Genomic DNA, 16,205 nt, shown 5'->3' with positions numbered 1-16,205 from the left:
CGGTACCGATTAATGATGTGACCATTCAATGCTGTTCAGATCCACGCCCTGCTTGAACATTTCCCACAGCGGAGAAAGGTCGCGCAGACGGCCAATGGAGTTGCGAACCAGATTGATGGTGTAGTCAATCTCTTCTTCGGTAGTGAAACGACCTAAAGAGAAACGAATGGAGCTATGCGCCAGCTCATCGGTCATGCCCAGTGCGCGCAGCACGTAGGATGGCTCAAGGCTTGCGGAAGTACATGCGGAACCGGAGGAAACCGCCAGGTCTTTCAGCGCCATAATCAGCGATTCGCCTTCAACGTAGTTAAAGCTCACGTTGAGGATGTTCGGTGCGCCCTGCTCAAGGTCACCGTTCAGGTAAACCTCTTCCATATCCTTCACGCCGTTCCACAGACGGTTACGCAGACCGCGCAGACGGGCCATTTCGGTCTCCATCTCTTCTTTCGCGATACGGTAAGCTTCGCCCATGCCGACGATCTGGTGAACAGGCAGGGTGCCGGAACGCATGCCGCGCTCGTGACCGCCGCCGTGCATCTGCGCTTCGATACGGATACGCGGTTTACGACGAACGTACAGCGCGCCGATACCTTTCGGACCGTAGATTTTGTGACCGGAGAAGGACATCAGGTCAACTTTCAGCTGGCTCAGGTCGATAGGCAGTTTGCCCACGCTCTGGGTGGCGTCAACGTGATAGATGATGCCGCGCGCACGGCACATTTCGCCGATAGTCGCGATATCCTGCACCACGCCGATTTCGTTATTCACGTGCATGATGGAGACGAGGATGGTGTCGTCACGCATCGCCGCTTCGAGCTCTTTGAGATCGATAATGCCGTTGCGCTGCGGTGCCAGGTAAGTGATTTCGAAACCTTCACGCTCGAGCTGACGACAGGTGTCCAGCACGGCTTTGTGTTCGGTTTTACTGGTGATGATGTGCTTGCCTTTTTTCTGATAAAAGTTGGCTGCACCTTTAATCGCCAGGTTGTCAGATTCTGTCGCGCCGGAAGTAAAAACGATCTCACGCGGGTCGGCGCCCACGAGGTCGGCAATCTGGTTACGGGCGATATCTACCGCCTCTTCAGCCTGCCAGCCGAAACGGTGTGAACGAGAAGCCGGGTTACCAAAGGTCCCGTCCAGGGTCAGAAACTGCATCATTTTCTCGGCAACACGCGGGTCCACCGGCGTGGTTGCGGAGTAGTCGAGATAAATCGGTAATTTCATTGCTCTTTAACTCCGTACATCACTCAATGCAAGGAGTCAGGCAACCGGCTGGATGTACGACCGCGTTGACGGGAGAGTGTCCCGGCCTGACTCTGAAATCTCATTGTTATCTATAACTCGCTCTGCGCAGTACCCAGCAGAGCGGTTGGATTATGCGCGTAACTTAACGTCGATTGCGTCTTGTACGCGAGTCGTGCGGGAGGTGTCGTGCGAGTGCTGACGGCCGGACACGTCCAGAACTTCCTGGTTGTTTACCAGTTCACCAAGGGTGATGTTGTTCAGGAAACCGGTCAGACGGTCGCTCAGATCGCGCCACAGAGCGTGGGTCAAACATTTATCGCCGCCCTGGCAGCCACCTTTCCCCTGGCAGCGGGTCGCGTCAACGGACTCGTCCACTGCGCTGATCACTTCGCCAACGGCGATATGGTTTGCTTCTTTACCCAGCAGATAACCGCCGCCTGGACCACGTACGCTGGACACTAAGCCATTTTTACGCAGACGGGAGAACAGCTGCTCCAGATAGGAGAGTGAAATTCCCTGACGTTCAGAAATATCAGCCAACGGCACCGGGCCCGCTTCGGAGTTGAGTGCAACGTCCAGCATCGCGGTTACGGCATAACGCCCTTTAGATGTCAGTCTCATGTCTTACTTAACCTCAAACTCGCCCCTGCCCGGGGTTTTTAATAATATTGTGGGTATTGCATAGCAGGAGCAAGTCTGACATTCCCGACTAAATCAGTCAACTATTTACTTGAGTGATTTAGTCAGGTATTTGACGTTCCGTGCGGTATTGATCTGCCGGATGGCGCTTCGCTTATCCGGCCTACCGGCCGCTCGAGTTGTAGGCCGGATAAGCGAAGCGCCATCCGGCATTTACGCGATTACTTGCCTTTGTTCTGCTGCTCAATAGACGCCAGAATCCCACGCAGGATGTTCAGCTCCTGGCTTTCCGGACGCGCGCGGGTGAACAGACGACGCAGCTTGTTCATCACCTGCCCCGGATGGTTTTCACGAATGAAGCCCGTGGAGAGCAGGGTCTGCTCCAGGTGACCGTAGAAACGTTCGAGATCGTCCACCAGCGGGTACGGTGTTTCTTCGTGTTCCACCTTCGGTTCAGCGCTTTCCTGCGCCGCCAGCCAGGCCATACGCACTTCATAAGAAATGACCTGTACCGCCATCGCCAGGTTTAGCGAGCTGTATTCCGGGTTAGCGGCAATCGCCACGTGATAGTGACATTTCTGCAGTTCGTCGTTAGTCAGACCCACACGCTCACGACCAAACACCAGCGCGACTGGCGCGTGTTCAGCTTCAGCGACGCTTTTCAGGCCGCATTCACGCGGGTCAAGCATCGGCCACGGCAGAGTGCGGGAACGCGCGCTGGTGCCGACCACCAGGCTGCAACCGGCCAGCGCTTCGTCGAGTGTGTCGACGATCTGCGCGCTGCCAATGACATCGCTGGCGCCTGCCGCCAGGGCGATGGCCTGGGAGTCTGGTTTCACCAGCGGGTTAACCAGCCACAGGTTCGTTAAACCCATGGTTTTCATAGCGCGGGCAACGGAGCCCATGTTGCCGGTATGGGAGGTTTCGACCAGCACGATTCGGATATTTTGCAGCATTGTCATTCTTCGTCTAAAGATTATTCGGCCATATTACCATAAAGCTGAGACAGAATCCGAATTCGCTGCTATGATATGCGCCGTTTTCCCGTTCTTTAACATCCAGTGAGAGTAACCTGATGCATCCGATGCTGAACATCGCCGTGCGCGCAGCGCGCAAGGCGGGTAACCTGATTGCCAAAAACTACGAAACGCCAGAAGCTGTTGAAGCGAGCCAGAAAGGCAGCAACGATTTCGTGACCAACGTTGATAAAGCAGCCGAAGCGGTAATTATCGACACCATTCGCAAATCTTACCCGCAACACACCATCATCACCGAAGAAAGCGGTGAACACGTTGGCGAAGATCTGGATGTACAATGGGTTATCGATCCGCTGGATGGCACCACCAACTTCATCAAACGTCTGCCACACTTCTCTGTTTCCATTGCCGTACGCATTAAAGGCCGTACTGAAGTGGCTGTCGTTTACGATCCGATGCGCAACGAACTGTTCACCGCCACTCGCGGCCAGGGCGCACAGCTCAACGGTTACCGTCTGCGCGGCAGCACTGCCCGCGATCTGGATGGCACCATTATCGCCACCGGTTTCCCGTTCAAAGCCAAGCAGCACGCGACCGCTTACATGAACATCCTCGGCAAAATGTTTACCGAGTGCGCGGACTTCCGCCGTTCCGGTTCCGCCGCGCTGGATCTGGCCTACCTGGCCGCTGCGCGCGTTGACGGTTACTTCGAAATCGGCCTGAAGCCGTGGGACTTCGCCGCGGGCGAGCTGATCGCACGTGAAGCGGGCGCGCTGGTTTGCGATTTCGTTGGCGGTCACAACTACATGATGACCGGTAACATCGTTGCCGGTAACCCACGCGTGGTGAAAGCCATGCTGGCAAACATGCGCGACGAACTGAGCGAAGCGCTGAAGCGCTAAGTTCATACCGCGTGTCATTAAGAAGCCCGTTCGCGGGCTTCTTTTTTATCCCCTTCCCCAGAATTATCTCTATTCCCGTTGCCGCCAATTCCGTCGTCTATACTTAGCCTTTTGTTAGCCAAAAGGAGAGCGAACATGACAATTCACAAGCACGGGTCCGCACACTGGTCAGGTGATATCAAACACGGAAAAGGGACGGTTTCTACCGAAAGTGGCGTTCTTAACCAGCAGCCTTATGGCTTTAATACCCGTTTTGAAGGCGCTAAAGGAACCAACCCGGAAGAACTGATTGGCGCGGCTCACGCGGCCTGTTTTTCGATGGCGTTATCATTGATGCTGGGCGAAGCAGGCTATACCGCAGATTCTATTGATACCACGGCGGACGTGTCGCTGGATAAAACCGACGGTGGCTTTGCCATTACCAAAATCGCGCTGCAAAGTAAGGTGGCGGTCCCTGGTATTGAAGCGCAACAGTTCGATGGCATTATCCAGAAAGCGAAAGCCGGTTGCCCGGTATCGCAGCTGCTAAAAGCGGAAATTACGCTGGATTATACGTTGAACTAACGCGAAACCGCTGATTCTGGCGCCTCTGATAAAAGAGGCGCAGATGAGGTATGCCACAGAAGAACTACCCTCAATGCCCTGTTTTCGGGCTCAGACCGTTTTATGTCCCTCGACATCAACGCTAAAACGGTCTCAGCCCTCTGCCCACCGGCACCGCGCTCAGCCACATCACCACCGCCGCGGCAATCAGAATAACGCCGCCCGCTAAGGCCAGCGTCGTCCAGCCCACCTGCCGCCACAGCACCGGTGTTTTATTGCCGCTCAGCTTCACCGCCAGCGTACGGAAACCGTGAACCAGCAGCGCCAGCGACGAGATGGTGAGTGACGTCCCTGCCGCCATCGCCAGCGCCGAAGCAACGCCCCAGCTAAAGACGCCGATCACTTTACTGAACAGCAGTACCATAATGGCGCCGGAACAAGGGCGCATTCCCATCGAAAGAATAATCATCAGCCGCGCGCGCCAGTCGTCGCTCTGTTCAAGCTGCTGCGGGTTCGGCAAATGCTGGTGTCCGCAGCCACAGCCGTCATGGTGAACATGATGCGGCGTAAAGGCGGTGAATTTCGGTTTACGCAGCAGTAAGCGCAGCTTTTTCAGCGCCCGCCAGCACAGCAGTAGCCCCAGTACGCCTACCAGCGCGTAACTCCCCTTTTCCAGCCAGAAGCTGCTGAGATGCAGCTGCCGCGCCGGAAGCCGTAATACGGTGAGCACAATAACCACCAACGCAATCGCCACCAGCCCCTGTAATAATGAGGAAGCCAGCGTCAGACCGATGCTCGACTTGAGTTTTGACGGATGGGTCGCCAGCCAGGTGGTAATCACCACTTTGCCGTGTCCCGGCCCCAGCGCGTGCAACACGCCGTAGGCAAAGCTGAACAGCAGCAGCGCGCCGCCCGCCTGGGTGGGATTATCAGCCACCGCTTTCAGTAGACCGCTCATCTGCTGGTTCACGTCACGCTGCCAGATAACGCTTTTCAGCATCACCTGCGGCCACGCCTGCCACAGCCAGACCAGCCCTACTGCAGCGGCAACAAGAAACAGCGCCAGCGGCCAGAGCGAGACCCAGCGGCGCGGCGGACGGCGTCGGTTAACGGAAATCACTGACATTGCACGGTCACCTTCTGGGCAAACTGTTTTCCCAGCTCCATATCCTCCTCCGGCGCGTCTTCTTTATCGAGCGACTGCGCGTAGGAGAGCATCTCTTCGTTAGGCTGCGGCGTGTGCACACGAACCTTGCACGCGCCTTTAAAATCTGCGGCAAACGCCACGTCGCGGTCTTTTTCGTAGCTCATATCGACATAATAGGTCGGGTCAAAGGTGGAGAACGTATAGGTTTGCCCCGCCAGCGGTTGCGGTGAGGCCAGCGGCAGCGTGAAGGTCAATACCGCCTGATGCCCCTGACGCGCCAGACCGTAGTCTTCAGGCAGATTGTTAAACTTCACCTTTTTTCCGTTGTGCCAGAACTCGGTGAAGTAATGCTGCCCCAGCACGTTGGCCATCACCTCCGCCGCCAGTTTTTTCCATACCTCATCCCCCGGCTTTGCATTACCCGCGTCGTACAGCAGGTCGGCCGAGGTGAGTTCATCCATCACCCAACGCATTTTCATGCCGGTAAGCGCGCCATCGCTCACCACCAATTGATTGGTGATGGTGATAAAACTGTGCGGATGCGCCCTGGCGTTTAATGATAAAAACGCAAGAAACACCATTACCGCGCATTGTTTCACTCTCTTCATCCGTTCCTCAGTGAAAAATTCTGTGAGCGTCGCCAGCATTCCTTAGCGAAAGCGCCGTGGTCGCCGCTATCTTTTGTCTATCCTTAATCCTGGTTACCTAAAACTGGATCTAGCTGATGATGACCGTACTTGAACCGCCATCTGTGCTTTCCAGTCCCCAGCGCCGCTGCCAGGCGCTGCTGATGCTGTATCTCCCAGGGCATACTATTACCGCGGAATACATTGGCATGGTGAATAATGTCGATGTTTCAACCGCCCGGCAAGATATCGTTGACGCCGGCGAGGAGATTGAGCGTTACCATCGTCTGGCAATCGCCACTCAGGCGGATGGCAGCTATCGGATTGAAGGCACCACCCTCGACCTGCGCCTGTGTCTGCTGCATTGGCTGCGCCGTGCGCTGCGGCTATGCCCGCAGTTTGTCGCCAACCATTTTACACCGGCTATCAAAACGCAGCTGAAACAGCTGAAAATTGCCCGAACGCTGTATGATGAAACCAACCTCCAGGCGCTGGTTAACCGCTGTGCCCGCAGTCTGGAGCGCGAGTTTGAGTGCCGGGACGGTCAGTTTTTACGCCTGTATTTACAATATTGTCTGCTGCAACATCATCAGGGTGTCAGCCCCCGGTTCACAACATTGCAAAGCGCCTGGACCCAGTCGACCGACGAATACCAGATGGCGGCGGATATCGTGCGCCACTGGCAGCGCCGTGTTATGCAGACGCCTGACCCTTATGAACAGCATTTCCTCGCCCTACTCTTTATGCTGTTGAAAATCCCCAATCCGCACGACGATGGCCGCCAGCAGGAGCAGCAGCTACATCTGGCGATATCCCATCTGGTCGATCGCTTCCAGCAGCTTGCCGGATGTCACTTTACCGACGAACGCGCGCTGCACAACCAGCTTTATGTTCATTTATCGCAGGCGCTCAACCGGTGTGTGTTCGGGATCGGCATCGATCATCATCTACCGGAGGAGATCCATCGCCTCTATCCGCGTTTGATTCGCACCACCCGCAGCGCGCTGGCTGATTTTGAAACACGTTACGCCCTGCGCTTCAGCGATGACGAAGCGGCGCTGATTGCGGTGATTTTCGGCGCGGGGTTAATGCAGGAGAGCGAGCTGCACGAGAAACAGGTGGTATTACTGACCGGCGATAACCCGGCGCTGGAACAGGAGATTGAGCAGCAGTTGCGGGAGCTGACCCTGCTGCCGCTTAACGTGAAATATCTGGCGGCACATATTTTCCAGAAAGAAGGGGCGCCAAAGGACAGCACGCTGGTGATATCGCCTTACGCGATTGTGCTGCCGCTGTTTTCGCCGCCACTGATCCACGCCGAGCAGTCGCTCAGCGAACATCAGCAGCAGCGTATCTGCCAGATCCTCGAAACCTAGCGGACGACGGCTTTTGGCCGCAGCACCAGCGCAGGCAGGGCCACCAGCGCCATCACCCAGAACAGCCCCTGGTGCAGATGCTGGTAGAGGAAGCCCGCAAACATGGTCATCACCGCAATGCTGCCGCCCATTGCCACCGCCGAGTAGACCGCCTGCAGGCGAATCACTTCGCTGCCCTGGCGCGCGGCAATGTAGCGCATAGCCGCCAGATGGCAGACGGTGAAGGTGCCGCAGTGGAGGATCTGAATCAAAATCAGCCACGGTAAGCTGGTGGTCCAGCCCATCAGCCCCCAGCGAATCACGCCGCAAATGGCGGAGAGCAGCAGTAAATCCCGCGCGCTAAAGCGACGAAACACTTTTTTGCTCAGGGCAAAGGTCAGCACTTCCGCCACCACGCCTAACGACCAAAGATAGCCAATTGCCGACGCCGAGTAGCCTGCGCCTTCCCAGAAAATCGCGCTAAAACCGTAATAGGCGGCGTGCGCGCCTTGCAGCAGGCTAACGCAGGCAAGGAAACGCCAGTTTTGTACCACCAGCGCGCGCCAGGCCGGCCAGCCCACTGATTCCTGGTGACGGGACTCGCCGAGCGGCATCACCGACGGCTTCAGCAACATGCCCAGCAGCATCGAAGCAACGCCCAGACTCAGCATCAGCAGAATCACATGATAGTCAAACAAGCTCACCAGCTTGCCGGTCAACGCCGAGCCAATCACAAAGGCAATCGACCCCCACAGGCGCACCCGGCCATAGTCCATGGTTATCTGTTTTTGCCAGGTATTGGCCAGCGCATCGGTCAGCGGCACCAGCGGTGAGAAAAAGAGGTTGAACCCGATCATCACCACCATCAGCCACGCTACGTTGCTGCCCGCCCAGAAGGCCAGCGCGAACAGCAGCGTCATCAACGCCAGAATGCGCAGAACGCTAATCAGTTTCGAGGGGTCGCTCACGCGCGGCGCAATCAGCAGGCTGCCGAGAAAACGGGCCACCAGCCCGGCGCCGAGCAGCAAACCGATGGTTTCGGGAGAGAGCCCCGCGCCTTTGAGCCAGACGCTCCAGAAAGGCAGAAAAATACCGTAGCTAAAGAAGTAGGTGAAGTAACTGAGCGCCAGCCAGCGCGTGGAGTGCAAAACCATGGGTTCCTCCCGTTATGGAGGCGATAGTCTAATGACTCTCTCCATATTCTGGAGAGTACTAACGCAGGTAGTTACCAGAAAATTGTGACGAGCATCACCTTCCTTCTTTATCACTCCAGAGTTGTCCGCCCAAACGGCAGCCGCTGAGAAGCACGCCCGCGTTAAGCTTCAACCAACGGTCTTTGCGCCAGCTCGATAAAATCCCTTAGGGCGGGCTTTAGCTCGCCCTTTTTCCACGCCATCAGCAGCGCCAGCGTCGGCGCTTCGCCTTTAATTGGCCGAAAAACCACCTGTCCGGTATTAAAATTATTCATATAACCGGGTATCAAAGTGGCCCCCAGTCCCATACCAACGAGGTTCATGGTCACCAGGATATTGGTCGCCACCTGTACGATATTCGGCTGGCTGCGCTCTTTCTCAAACCACGCGTTGACTACCGATGAAAGTTCGCCGGAATAGTCCGGGTCGGTGGTGACAAAGTTCACACCGTGTAACTGCTGGGCGGAAATACTCTCCTCGCGGGATAGTGGATGACCTACCGGCAGCACCACCACCAGCGGTTCATGAAACAGCTCAATAAATTCAATATCCTGCCCGTGAACAGGATAACGCATCAGCCCGACGTCCAGTTCACCGCTCCGCAGCTTCTCTTCTTGCTGCGTGGTAATCAGGCTTGCCAGCTCGATATGGGTTTCAGGCTGACGCAGACGCAGCATCGGCAGCACCTTTGGCAGCAGATTCACCTCGGCGGAGGGGACAAAGCCAATCGCCAGATGGTCGTTATTCAGCGCCGCTTTACGCGCCCGCAGCTTGGCCTGTTCCGCATTGTCCAGAATGGCCTGCGCATCCTGCAAGAAACACTCACCGGCTGCCGTGAGGGTCACTTTGCGCTTGTCGCGTTCCAGCAACGCGACGCCCACGCACTGCTCCAGATCGCGTATTTGACTACTCAGGGAGGGCTGCGAGGTGTGCAATTTTTCTGCAGCTCGGGTGAAGTTTAACTCCTGCGCCACCGCGACGAAGTAGCGTAGGTGCCTCAGTTCCATGTCCCTCTCCTTGTTATCGAAAAAACGTCTCAGCTGGTAGATATTTACTATTTCACAGATTGATAACCAACCAGCAACATCCTTAGGGCACAAAAAAAGAAGGTCAATACATCTTAGCTTTCAGGATTAAAAAATATGACCACACCCTCAAATTTAGACATCTACCAACTGATTGATACCCAACACGGTCGCGTAACCCCACGAATTTATACCGACCCTGACATTTACCAACTGGAGCTGGAACGCATCTTCGGACGCTGCTGGCTGTTTCTGGCCCACGAAAGCCAAATCCCCAAACCGGGCGATTTCTTTAACACCTATATGGGCGAAGACGCTGTGGTGGTGGTGCGCCAGAAGGACGGCAGCATCAAGGCGTTTCTCAACCAGTGTCGCCACCGCGCGATGCGCGTGAGTTACGCCGACTGCGGTAACACCCGCGCCTTCACCTGCCCATATCACGGCTGGTCGTATGGCATTAACGGCGAGCTGATCGACGTGCCGCTGGAGCCACGCGCCTACCCGCAAGGGCTGTGCAAATCCCACTGGGGGCTGAACGAAGTGCCGTGCGTCGAGAGTTACAAAGGGCTGATTTTCGGTAACTGGGATACCAGCGCGCCGAATCTGCGCGATTATCTCGGCGACATCGCCTGGTATCTCGACGGCGTGCTGGATCGCCGTGAAGGCGGCACCGAAATCGTCGGCGGCGTGCAGAAGTGGACCATCGACTGTAACTGGAAATTCCCCGCCGAACAGTTCGCCAGCGATCAGTATCACGCGCTGTTCAGCCACGCTTCCGCCGTGCAGGTGCTGGGGGCGAAGGATGACGGCAGCGATAAGCGCCTCGGCGACGGTCAGACCGCCCGCCCGGTGTGGGAAACCGCCAAAGACGCGCTGCAGTTCGGCCAGGATGGACACGGCAGCGGCTTCTTCTTTACCGAGAAACCGGACGCCAACGTCTGGGTCGACGGTGAAGTCTCCAGCTACTATCGCGATACCTATGAAGAGGCCGAGCAGCGTCTGGGCAAGGTACGCGCGCTGCGTCTCGCCGGTCACAACAACATTTTCCCCACCCTCTCCTGGCTGAATGGCACCGCCACGCTGCGCGTCTGGCACCCTCGCGGGCCGGACAAAGTCGAAGTATGGGCGTTCTGCATCGCCGATAAAGCCGCTTCTGATGAAGTCAAAGCCGCTTTTGAAAACAGCGCCACCCGCGCTTTCGGACCGGCGGGGTTCCTTGAGCAGGACGATTCGGAAAACTGGTGTGAAATTCAAAAATTGCTCAAAGGCCACCGGGCACGCAACACCAACCTGTGCCTGGAGATGGGGCTCGGCCAGGAAAAACGTCGTGAAGACGGCATTCCAGGGATCACCAACTACATCTTCTCGGAAACCGCCGCCCGCGGCATGTATCAGCGTTGGGCCGATTTATTAAGCAGCGAAAGCTGGCAGGAAGTGCAGGAAAAAACCGCCGCATACCAGCAGGAGGTGATCAAATGAGCGCGTTAGTCTCCCCTGAGCTGCATCACCGCATCAGCCAGTTCCTGTATGAAGAAGCGCGTCTGCTGGACGACTGGCAGTTTCGCGACTGGCTGGCGCAACTGGATGAAGAGATTCGCTACACCATGAGTACCACGGTGAATGCCCAGACGCGCGACCGCCGTAAAGGCGTACAGCCGCCGACCACCTGGATTTTCAACGACAATAAAGACCAGCTTGAACGCCGTATCGCGCGACTGGAAACCGGCATGGCGTGGGCGGAGGAGCCGCCTTCCCGCACCCGCCACATGATCAGTAACCTGCAGGTGAGCGAAACCGACCAGCCGGATGTGTTCGCCGTACGCCTTAACTACCTGCTGTACCGTGCGCAAAAGGAGCGTGATGAAACGTTCTACGTCGGTACACGCGTGGATAAAGTCCGTCGTCTACCTGACGACACGTGGCGTCTGCTGGCACGAGAGATCGTGCTCGATCAGGCGGTGATCACCTCCCACAACCTGAGCATTCTTTTCTGATGAACCGTATTTTGGCCTGCTCCGCCACGGAGCTACCGGAGGGGGAAGCCCTCCGCCTGGAGACCTCGCCCGTCATCGCGCTGTTCCATATCGGCGGCGAGTTTTATGCCATCAACGACCGCTGCAGCCACGGCAACGCCTCTATGTCAGAGGGCTATCTGGAAGACGATGCGACGGTGGAATGCCCGCTGCACGCCGCCAGCTTCTGCCTGAAAACCGGCAAAGCGCTGTGCCTGCCCGCCACCGATCCGCTGACCACCTATGCGGTGCATGTGGAAGGCGGCGAGGTGTTTATTGATTTACCCGAGGAGGCCTGATGAGCGATTTACGCGATAACGTTGTGTTTATTACCGGCGGTGGCTCCGGGCTGGGGCTGGCACTGGTCGAACGCTTTATTGATGAAGGTGCGAAGGTTGCCACGCTGGAACTTTCGCCAGCCAAAGTCGCCAGCCTGCGCCAACGCTTTGGCGATCATCTGCTGGCAGTAGAAGGTAATGTCACCTGTTATGCAGACTACCAGCGCGCGGTAGATCAGATCCTCATCAATTTTGGCAAACTGGACTGCTTTATCGGCAATGCAGGGATCTGGGATCACAACGCTTCCCTGGTGAATACGCCTGCGGATGCGCTGGAGAGCGGCTTCCACGAGCTGTTTAACGTTAACGTGCTGGGCTATCTGCTGGGCGCGAAAGCCTGCGCTCCCGCACTTATCGCCAGCGAAGGCAGCATGATTTTTACCCTCTCTAACGCGGCCTGGTATCCGGGCGGCGGCGGGCCGCTGTATACCGCCAGCAAGCACGCGGCCACCGGGCTGATTCGCCAGTTGGCCTACGAGCTGGCGCCGAAGGTGCGGGTGAACGGTGTCGGCCCATGCGGCATGGCCACCGATCTGCGTGGCCCGCAGGCGCTCGGTCAGAACGATACCTCAATAATGCAGTCGCTGACGCCGGAGAAAATTGCCGCCATTCTGCCGCTGCAGTTCTTCCCGGAACCGGCTGACTTCACCGGCCCGTACGTGATGCTGGCTTCACGCCGCAACAACCGTACGCTAAGCGGCGTGATGATCAACGCCGATGCCGGGCTGGGGATCCGTGGGATCCGCCACGTGGCCGCCGGTCTGGATCTGTAAGGAGCGAGCATGAGCGAACAGATTATTGCCATTATCGGCGGCGGCCAGGCGGGGGCGATGGCCGCCGCCGCGCTGAGACAGCAGGGGTTTAGCGGGCCGCTGCATCTTTTCTCCAACGAAATGCATTTGCCTTACGAGCGCCCACCGCTCTCGAAGGCCATGCTGCTGGACGATAACCCACAGCTTCAGCCCGTTCTGCCCGCCAACTGGTGGCAGGAACACAACGTGCAGTTGCATATGGGCGTCACGATACGCGCGATCGATCGCGCTACCCGCACGCTAACGCTCGCCGATGGGCAAACCTACCGCTGGTCACAGCTGCTGCTGGCTACCGGCGCCGCCGCCAGGCCGTTGCCGCTGCTGGATGCGCTGGGCGAGCGCTGCTTTACCCTGCGTCATGCCGGCGATGCCGAGCGTCTCCGGGCAGCGCTACAGCCGGGAAAATCGATCGTCATCGTCGGCGCAGGCACCATCGGCCTGGAGCTGGCGGCCAGCGCCACCCAGCGCGGTTGCCGCGTCACGGTAGTCGAACTGGCGGATACGGTGATGGGCCGCAATGCTCCTGCTCCGGTACGCGATTATCTGCTGGCACGCCATCAGCTAGCCGGCGTGCGGGTGCTGCTCAACAACGCCATTGAGCACGCCGAAGCGGGCGAGTTCCTCTCGCTCACCCTGCAAAATGGCGAAACGCTACAGGCTGATGCCGTGGTTTACGGTATCGGGATCGTGGCCAACGATGCGCTGGCACGCGAAGCGGGGCTGGAAACCGCTAACGGTATTATTGTCGATAGCACCTGTGCCACCGCCGATCCGGCCATTTTCGCCGCCGGTGATGTGGCGCTCACTCGTCAACCAGACGGCTCGTTAAGACGCATCGAAAGCTGGGAAAATGCCAACTTCCAGGCTCAGGTCGCCGCCGCTGCCATGCTCGGTTTACCCGTGCCGGATGCCACGCCGGGTTGGTTCTGGACCGATCAATACAGTGATAACCTGCAGTTTGTTGGCGAAATGCAGGGAGAAAACTGGTTATGTCGTGGTGAACAGGGCGACAGGAAAGCCATTTGGCTTCAGCTACGTGAAGGCGCGCTGGCAGGCGCGGTAGCACTGAACAACGGGCGCGAAGTACGCGTGCTGCGTAAGCTGATTCAGTCAGGACGCGTAGTCAGTGAAGACGCCCTTTGTGATGAAAGCGTACCCTTAAAATCGCTATAGCAGGTGCGCATGACGGCCCCTTCTTATCGCTACGGCGAAGGGGCCATACCAAAGTACCATCCAATCTACTGATTTTTCGCCCCTGTGTGGCAGGCCACAAAATTGTGTATTACGTTTAAATCAAACGTACTTACCCAAAGGAACTGCCATGAACTCGCTTCGCTATCTCGACTTTGGCGCTTCGCGCGATCTGCTGCTGCTGATTGCCCGTATCGCTATCGTGCTGCTATTTATTCTCTCCGGCTATCCCAAAATGCTCCACTACAACGGCACGGTGCAGTACATGGCCTCCATTGGCACACCGATGCCGGCGCTGGCGGCTATCATCGCGATCGTGATGGAAGTTCCCGCCGTTATTCTGGTGATTCTGGGGTTCTTTACGCGTCCGCTGGCGGTGATTTTTCTGTTCTATACGTTGGGGACAGCGGTGATTGGCCACCACTACTGGAACATGACCGGCGATGCGGTGATGCCAAATATGATTAACTTCTACAAAAATATCAGTATCTCGGGGGCGTTCCTGCTGCTGGCGATCGTCGGGCCGGGCAGAATTTCGTTAGATAAGCGCTGATGGTTTGCCTGATGGCGCTACGCTTATCAGGCCTACGAGTAGGACCGATAAGCGTAGTGCCATCGGGCAGAAAAAAAGGCCGCATACGCGGCCTTTTTCACATCACACGATTAACGCTTACGCGTAAACCGGGAAGCGTGCACAGATATCCAGCACTTTCGCTTTCACGCGTTCAATGGTGGCTTCATCATTGATGTTGTCCAGCACGTCACACATCCAGCCAGCCAGCTCTTTCACTTCCGCTTCTTTGAAGCCGCGACGAGTAACAGCCGGGGAACCGATACGGATGCCGGAGGTCACGAACGGGCTCTTCGGATCGTTCGGGACGCTGTTTTTGTTCACGGTGATATTAGCGCGGCCCAGGGCTGCGTCAGCTTCTTTACCGGTCAGGTTTTTATCCACCAGGTCCAGCAGGAACAGGTGGTTCTCAGTACCGCCAGAAACCACTTTGTAGCCGCGGTTCAGGAACACTTCTACCATCGCTTTCGCGTTTTTCGCAACCTGCTGCTGGTAGACTTTGAATTCCGGCTCCATCGCTTCTTTCAGCGCGACTGCTTTACCGGCGATCACGTGCATCAGCGGGCCGCCCTGCGCGCTTGGGAAAACAGCAGAGTTCAGTTTTTTATACAGCTCTTCATCGCCGCCCTTCGCCAGGATCAGGCCGCCGCGCGGACCCGCCAGAGTTTTGTGGGTGGTGGTGGTAACAACGTGAGCGTGCGGAACCGGGTTCGGGTACACGTCAGCGGCAATCAGGCCAGCCACGTGCGCCATGTCGACGAACAGGTATGCGCCGATGCTGTCAGCGATTTCGCGCATTTTTGCCCAATCAACCACGCCGGAGTAGGCAGAGAAACCACCGATAATCATCTTCGGCTTGTGCTCTTTGGCCAGCTTCGCCATTTCGTCATAGTCGATTTTACCGGACTCATCGATACCGTAAGGGACGATGTTATACAGTTTACCGGAGAAGTTGACCGGGGAGCCGTGAGTCAGGTGGCCACCCTGCGCCAGGTTCATACCCAGAACGGTATCACCCGGCTGCAGCAGCGCGGTGTAAACAGCGAAGTTAGCCTGAGAACCGGAGTGTGGCTGCACGTTAGCGTAGTCGGCGCCGAACAGTTCTTTCGCGCGGTCGATAGCCAGCTGCTCAACGATATCAACGTACTCGCAGCCGCCGTAGTAGCGCTTGCCCGGATAACCTTCAGCGTATTTGTTGGTCAGCTGAGAACCCTGCGCCTGCATGACGCGCGGGCTGGTGTAGTTTTCGGAGGCGATCAGTTCAATGTGCTCTTCCTGACGTACTTTTTCTTGCTCCATAGCCTGCCACAGTTCGGCATCATAATCGGCAATGTTCATTTCACGCTTTAACATCCGCATCTCCTGACTCAGCTAACAATAAAATTTTGACCTGAAAAAGGCAGTCCTGTTGGACAACGGCCCACAGTATAACTGATTAGTTCTGTGATAACAGGTCTTGACAAACGAAATTACGCAAACGTTTACCTTCAAGCCACACAAGGGATTGAGCAATAAAGCGCTTCAGGGCGCAAACGGATTTCTTTTCAGGATTGTGATGCGAATTATTCATGTTGTAACCAGGAGACCCCATTAAAACAAAGAACCATTTACAAAGCAGGGGTATTTTTA

The 16,205-nt window shown here is 56.7% G+C and carries 17 protein-coding genes; 9 read left to right on the top strand and 8 right to left on the bottom strand.

Annotation, left to right across the window (positions count from 1 at the left end):
- Nucleotides 1–9: 9 nt before the first annotated feature.
- The 3 genes from iscS to trmJ form a co-directional block, all read right to left on the bottom strand.
- Complete coding sequence (gene iscS / locus NNN71_RS00130) at nt 10–1,224, bottom strand: cysteine desulfurase (protein ID WP_035891364.1); 1,215 nt, start codon at nt 1,222–1,224, stop codon at nt 10–12.
- A gap of 150 nt (nt 1,225–1,374) precedes the next feature.
- A complete protein-coding gene (gene iscR, locus NNN71_RS00125; protein ID WP_064543514.1) occupies nt 1,375–1,866 on the bottom strand; it encodes a Fe-S cluster assembly transcriptional regulator IscR in 492 nt (163 codons plus the stop codon).
- A gap of 239 nt (nt 1,867–2,105) precedes the next feature.
- A complete protein-coding gene (gene trmJ / locus NNN71_RS00120) occupies nt 2,106–2,840 on the bottom strand; it encodes a tRNA (cytosine(32)/uridine(32)-2'-O)-methyltransferase TrmJ (RefSeq protein ID WP_163448285.1) in 735 nt (244 codons plus the stop codon).
- Nucleotides 2,841–2,959: 119 nt separating this feature from the next.
- On the opposite strand from trmJ, the gene suhB reads away from it, so the two are divergent.
- Nucleotides 2,960–3,763 carry an inositol-1-monophosphatase gene (gene suhB / locus NNN71_RS00115; RefSeq protein WP_163448286.1) on the top strand — a complete coding sequence of 268 codons (804 nt, stop codon included), beginning with the start codon at nt 2,960–2,962 and terminating at the stop codon, nt 3,761–3,763.
- A 135-nt stretch (nt 3,764–3,898) separates the two neighbouring features.
- On the top strand, nt 3,899–4,327 hold the full coding sequence (locus NNN71_RS00110; protein WP_271457627.1) for an OsmC family protein: 429 nt from the start codon (nt 3,899–3,901) through the stop codon (nt 4,325–4,327).
- 121 nt (nt 4,328–4,448) lie between these two features.
- Here NNN71_RS00110 and NNN71_RS00105 read toward each other — a convergent pair whose 3' ends face one another.
- Both NNN71_RS00105 and NNN71_RS00100 read right to left on the bottom strand, forming a co-directional pair.
- Nucleotides 4,449–5,432 (bottom strand): nickel/cobalt transporter, encoded by a 984-nt coding sequence (locus NNN71_RS00105; RefSeq protein ID WP_163448288.1) that lies wholly within the window; start codon nt 5,430–5,432, stop codon nt 4,449–4,451.
- Complete coding sequence (locus tag NNN71_RS00100) at nt 5,423–6,061, bottom strand: DUF1007 family protein (protein ID WP_271457626.1); 639 nt, start codon at nt 6,059–6,061, stop codon at nt 5,423–5,425. The genes NNN71_RS00105 and NNN71_RS00100 overlap by 10 nt, the downstream gene beginning before the upstream one ends.
- Before the next feature lie 116 nt (nt 6,062–6,177).
- On the opposite strand from NNN71_RS00100, the gene csiE reads away from it, so the two are divergent.
- Nucleotides 6,178–7,455, top strand: coding sequence for a stationary phase inducible protein CsiE (gene csiE, locus NNN71_RS00095; RefSeq protein ID WP_271457625.1), 1,278 nt, complete (start codon nt 6,178–6,180; stop codon nt 7,453–7,455).
- Here the strand turns inward: csiE and NNN71_RS00090 are convergent.
- Both NNN71_RS00090 and hcaR read right to left on the bottom strand, forming a co-directional pair.
- A complete protein-coding gene (locus NNN71_RS00090; protein WP_163448291.1) occupies nt 7,452–8,588 on the bottom strand; it encodes a 3-phenylpropionate MFS transporter in 1,137 nt (378 codons plus the stop codon). The genes csiE and NNN71_RS00090 overlap by 4 nt on opposite strands.
- A 161-nt stretch (nt 8,589–8,749) precedes the next feature.
- On the bottom strand, nt 8,750–9,634 hold the full coding sequence (hcaR, locus tag NNN71_RS00085; RefSeq protein WP_167575234.1) for a DNA-binding transcriptional regulator HcaR: 885 nt from the start codon (nt 9,632–9,634) through the stop codon (nt 8,750–8,752).
- Between the two features lie 135 nt (nt 9,635–9,769).
- On the opposite strand from hcaR, the gene hcaE reads away from it, so the two are divergent.
- The 6 genes from hcaE to NNN71_RS00055 all read left to right on the top strand — a co-directional run bounded on the left by hcaE (nt 9,770) and on the right by NNN71_RS00055 (nt 14,558).
- Nucleotides 9,770–11,131: a 3-phenylpropionate/cinnamic acid dioxygenase subunit alpha gene (gene hcaE, locus NNN71_RS00080; RefSeq protein ID WP_163448293.1), complete on the top strand. Its 1,362-nt coding sequence runs from the start codon at nt 9,770–9,772 to the stop codon at nt 11,129–11,131.
- A complete protein-coding gene (gene hcaF, locus NNN71_RS00075) occupies nt 11,128–11,646 on the top strand; it encodes a 3-phenylpropionate/cinnamic acid dioxygenase subunit beta (protein ID WP_271457624.1) in 519 nt (172 codons plus the stop codon). The genes hcaE and hcaF overlap by 4 nt, the downstream gene beginning before the upstream one ends.
- On the top strand, nt 11,646–11,963 hold the full coding sequence (gene hcaC / locus NNN71_RS00070; RefSeq protein ID WP_163448295.1) for a 3-phenylpropionate/cinnamic acid dioxygenase ferredoxin subunit: 318 nt from the start codon (nt 11,646–11,648) through the stop codon (nt 11,961–11,963). Before hcaF ends, hcaC begins: the two co-directional genes overlap by 1 nt.
- Nucleotides 11,963–12,775: a 3-phenylpropionate-dihydrodiol/cinnamic acid-dihydrodiol dehydrogenase gene (gene hcaB / locus NNN71_RS00065; RefSeq protein WP_271457623.1), complete on the top strand. Its 813-nt coding sequence runs from the start codon at nt 11,963–11,965 to the stop codon at nt 12,773–12,775. Before hcaC ends, hcaB begins: the two co-directional genes overlap by 1 nt.
- A 9-nt stretch (nt 12,776–12,784) precedes the next feature.
- Nucleotides 12,785–13,987 (top strand): phenylpropionate dioxygenase ferredoxin reductase subunit, encoded by a 1,203-nt coding sequence (gene hcaD / locus NNN71_RS00060; protein WP_271457622.1) that lies wholly within the window; start codon nt 12,785–12,787, stop codon nt 13,985–13,987.
- Between the two features lie 148 nt (nt 13,988–14,135).
- On the top strand, nt 14,136–14,558 hold the full coding sequence (locus NNN71_RS00055) for a DoxX family protein (protein ID WP_271457621.1): 423 nt from the start codon (nt 14,136–14,138) through the stop codon (nt 14,556–14,558).
- Nucleotides 14,559–14,675: 117 nt separating this feature from the next.
- Here the strand turns inward: NNN71_RS00055 and glyA are convergent, their stop codons facing one another.
- The gene (glyA, locus tag NNN71_RS00050; protein WP_163448298.1) at nt 14,676–15,929 is read right to left on the bottom strand and encodes a serine hydroxymethyltransferase; all 1,254 of its coding nucleotides are present in this window, start codon (nt 15,927–15,929) and stop codon (nt 14,676–14,678) included.
- Nucleotides 15,930–16,205: the final 276 nt, after the last annotated feature.

Source organism: Kluyvera sp. Awk 3 (genome assembly GCF_028069715.1).
GTDB classification, from domain to species: domain Bacteria; phylum Pseudomonadota; class Gammaproteobacteria; order Enterobacterales; family Enterobacteriaceae; genus Kluyvera; species Kluyvera georgiana_A.
This window is presented reverse-complemented; position numbering and strand designations above follow the sequence as displayed.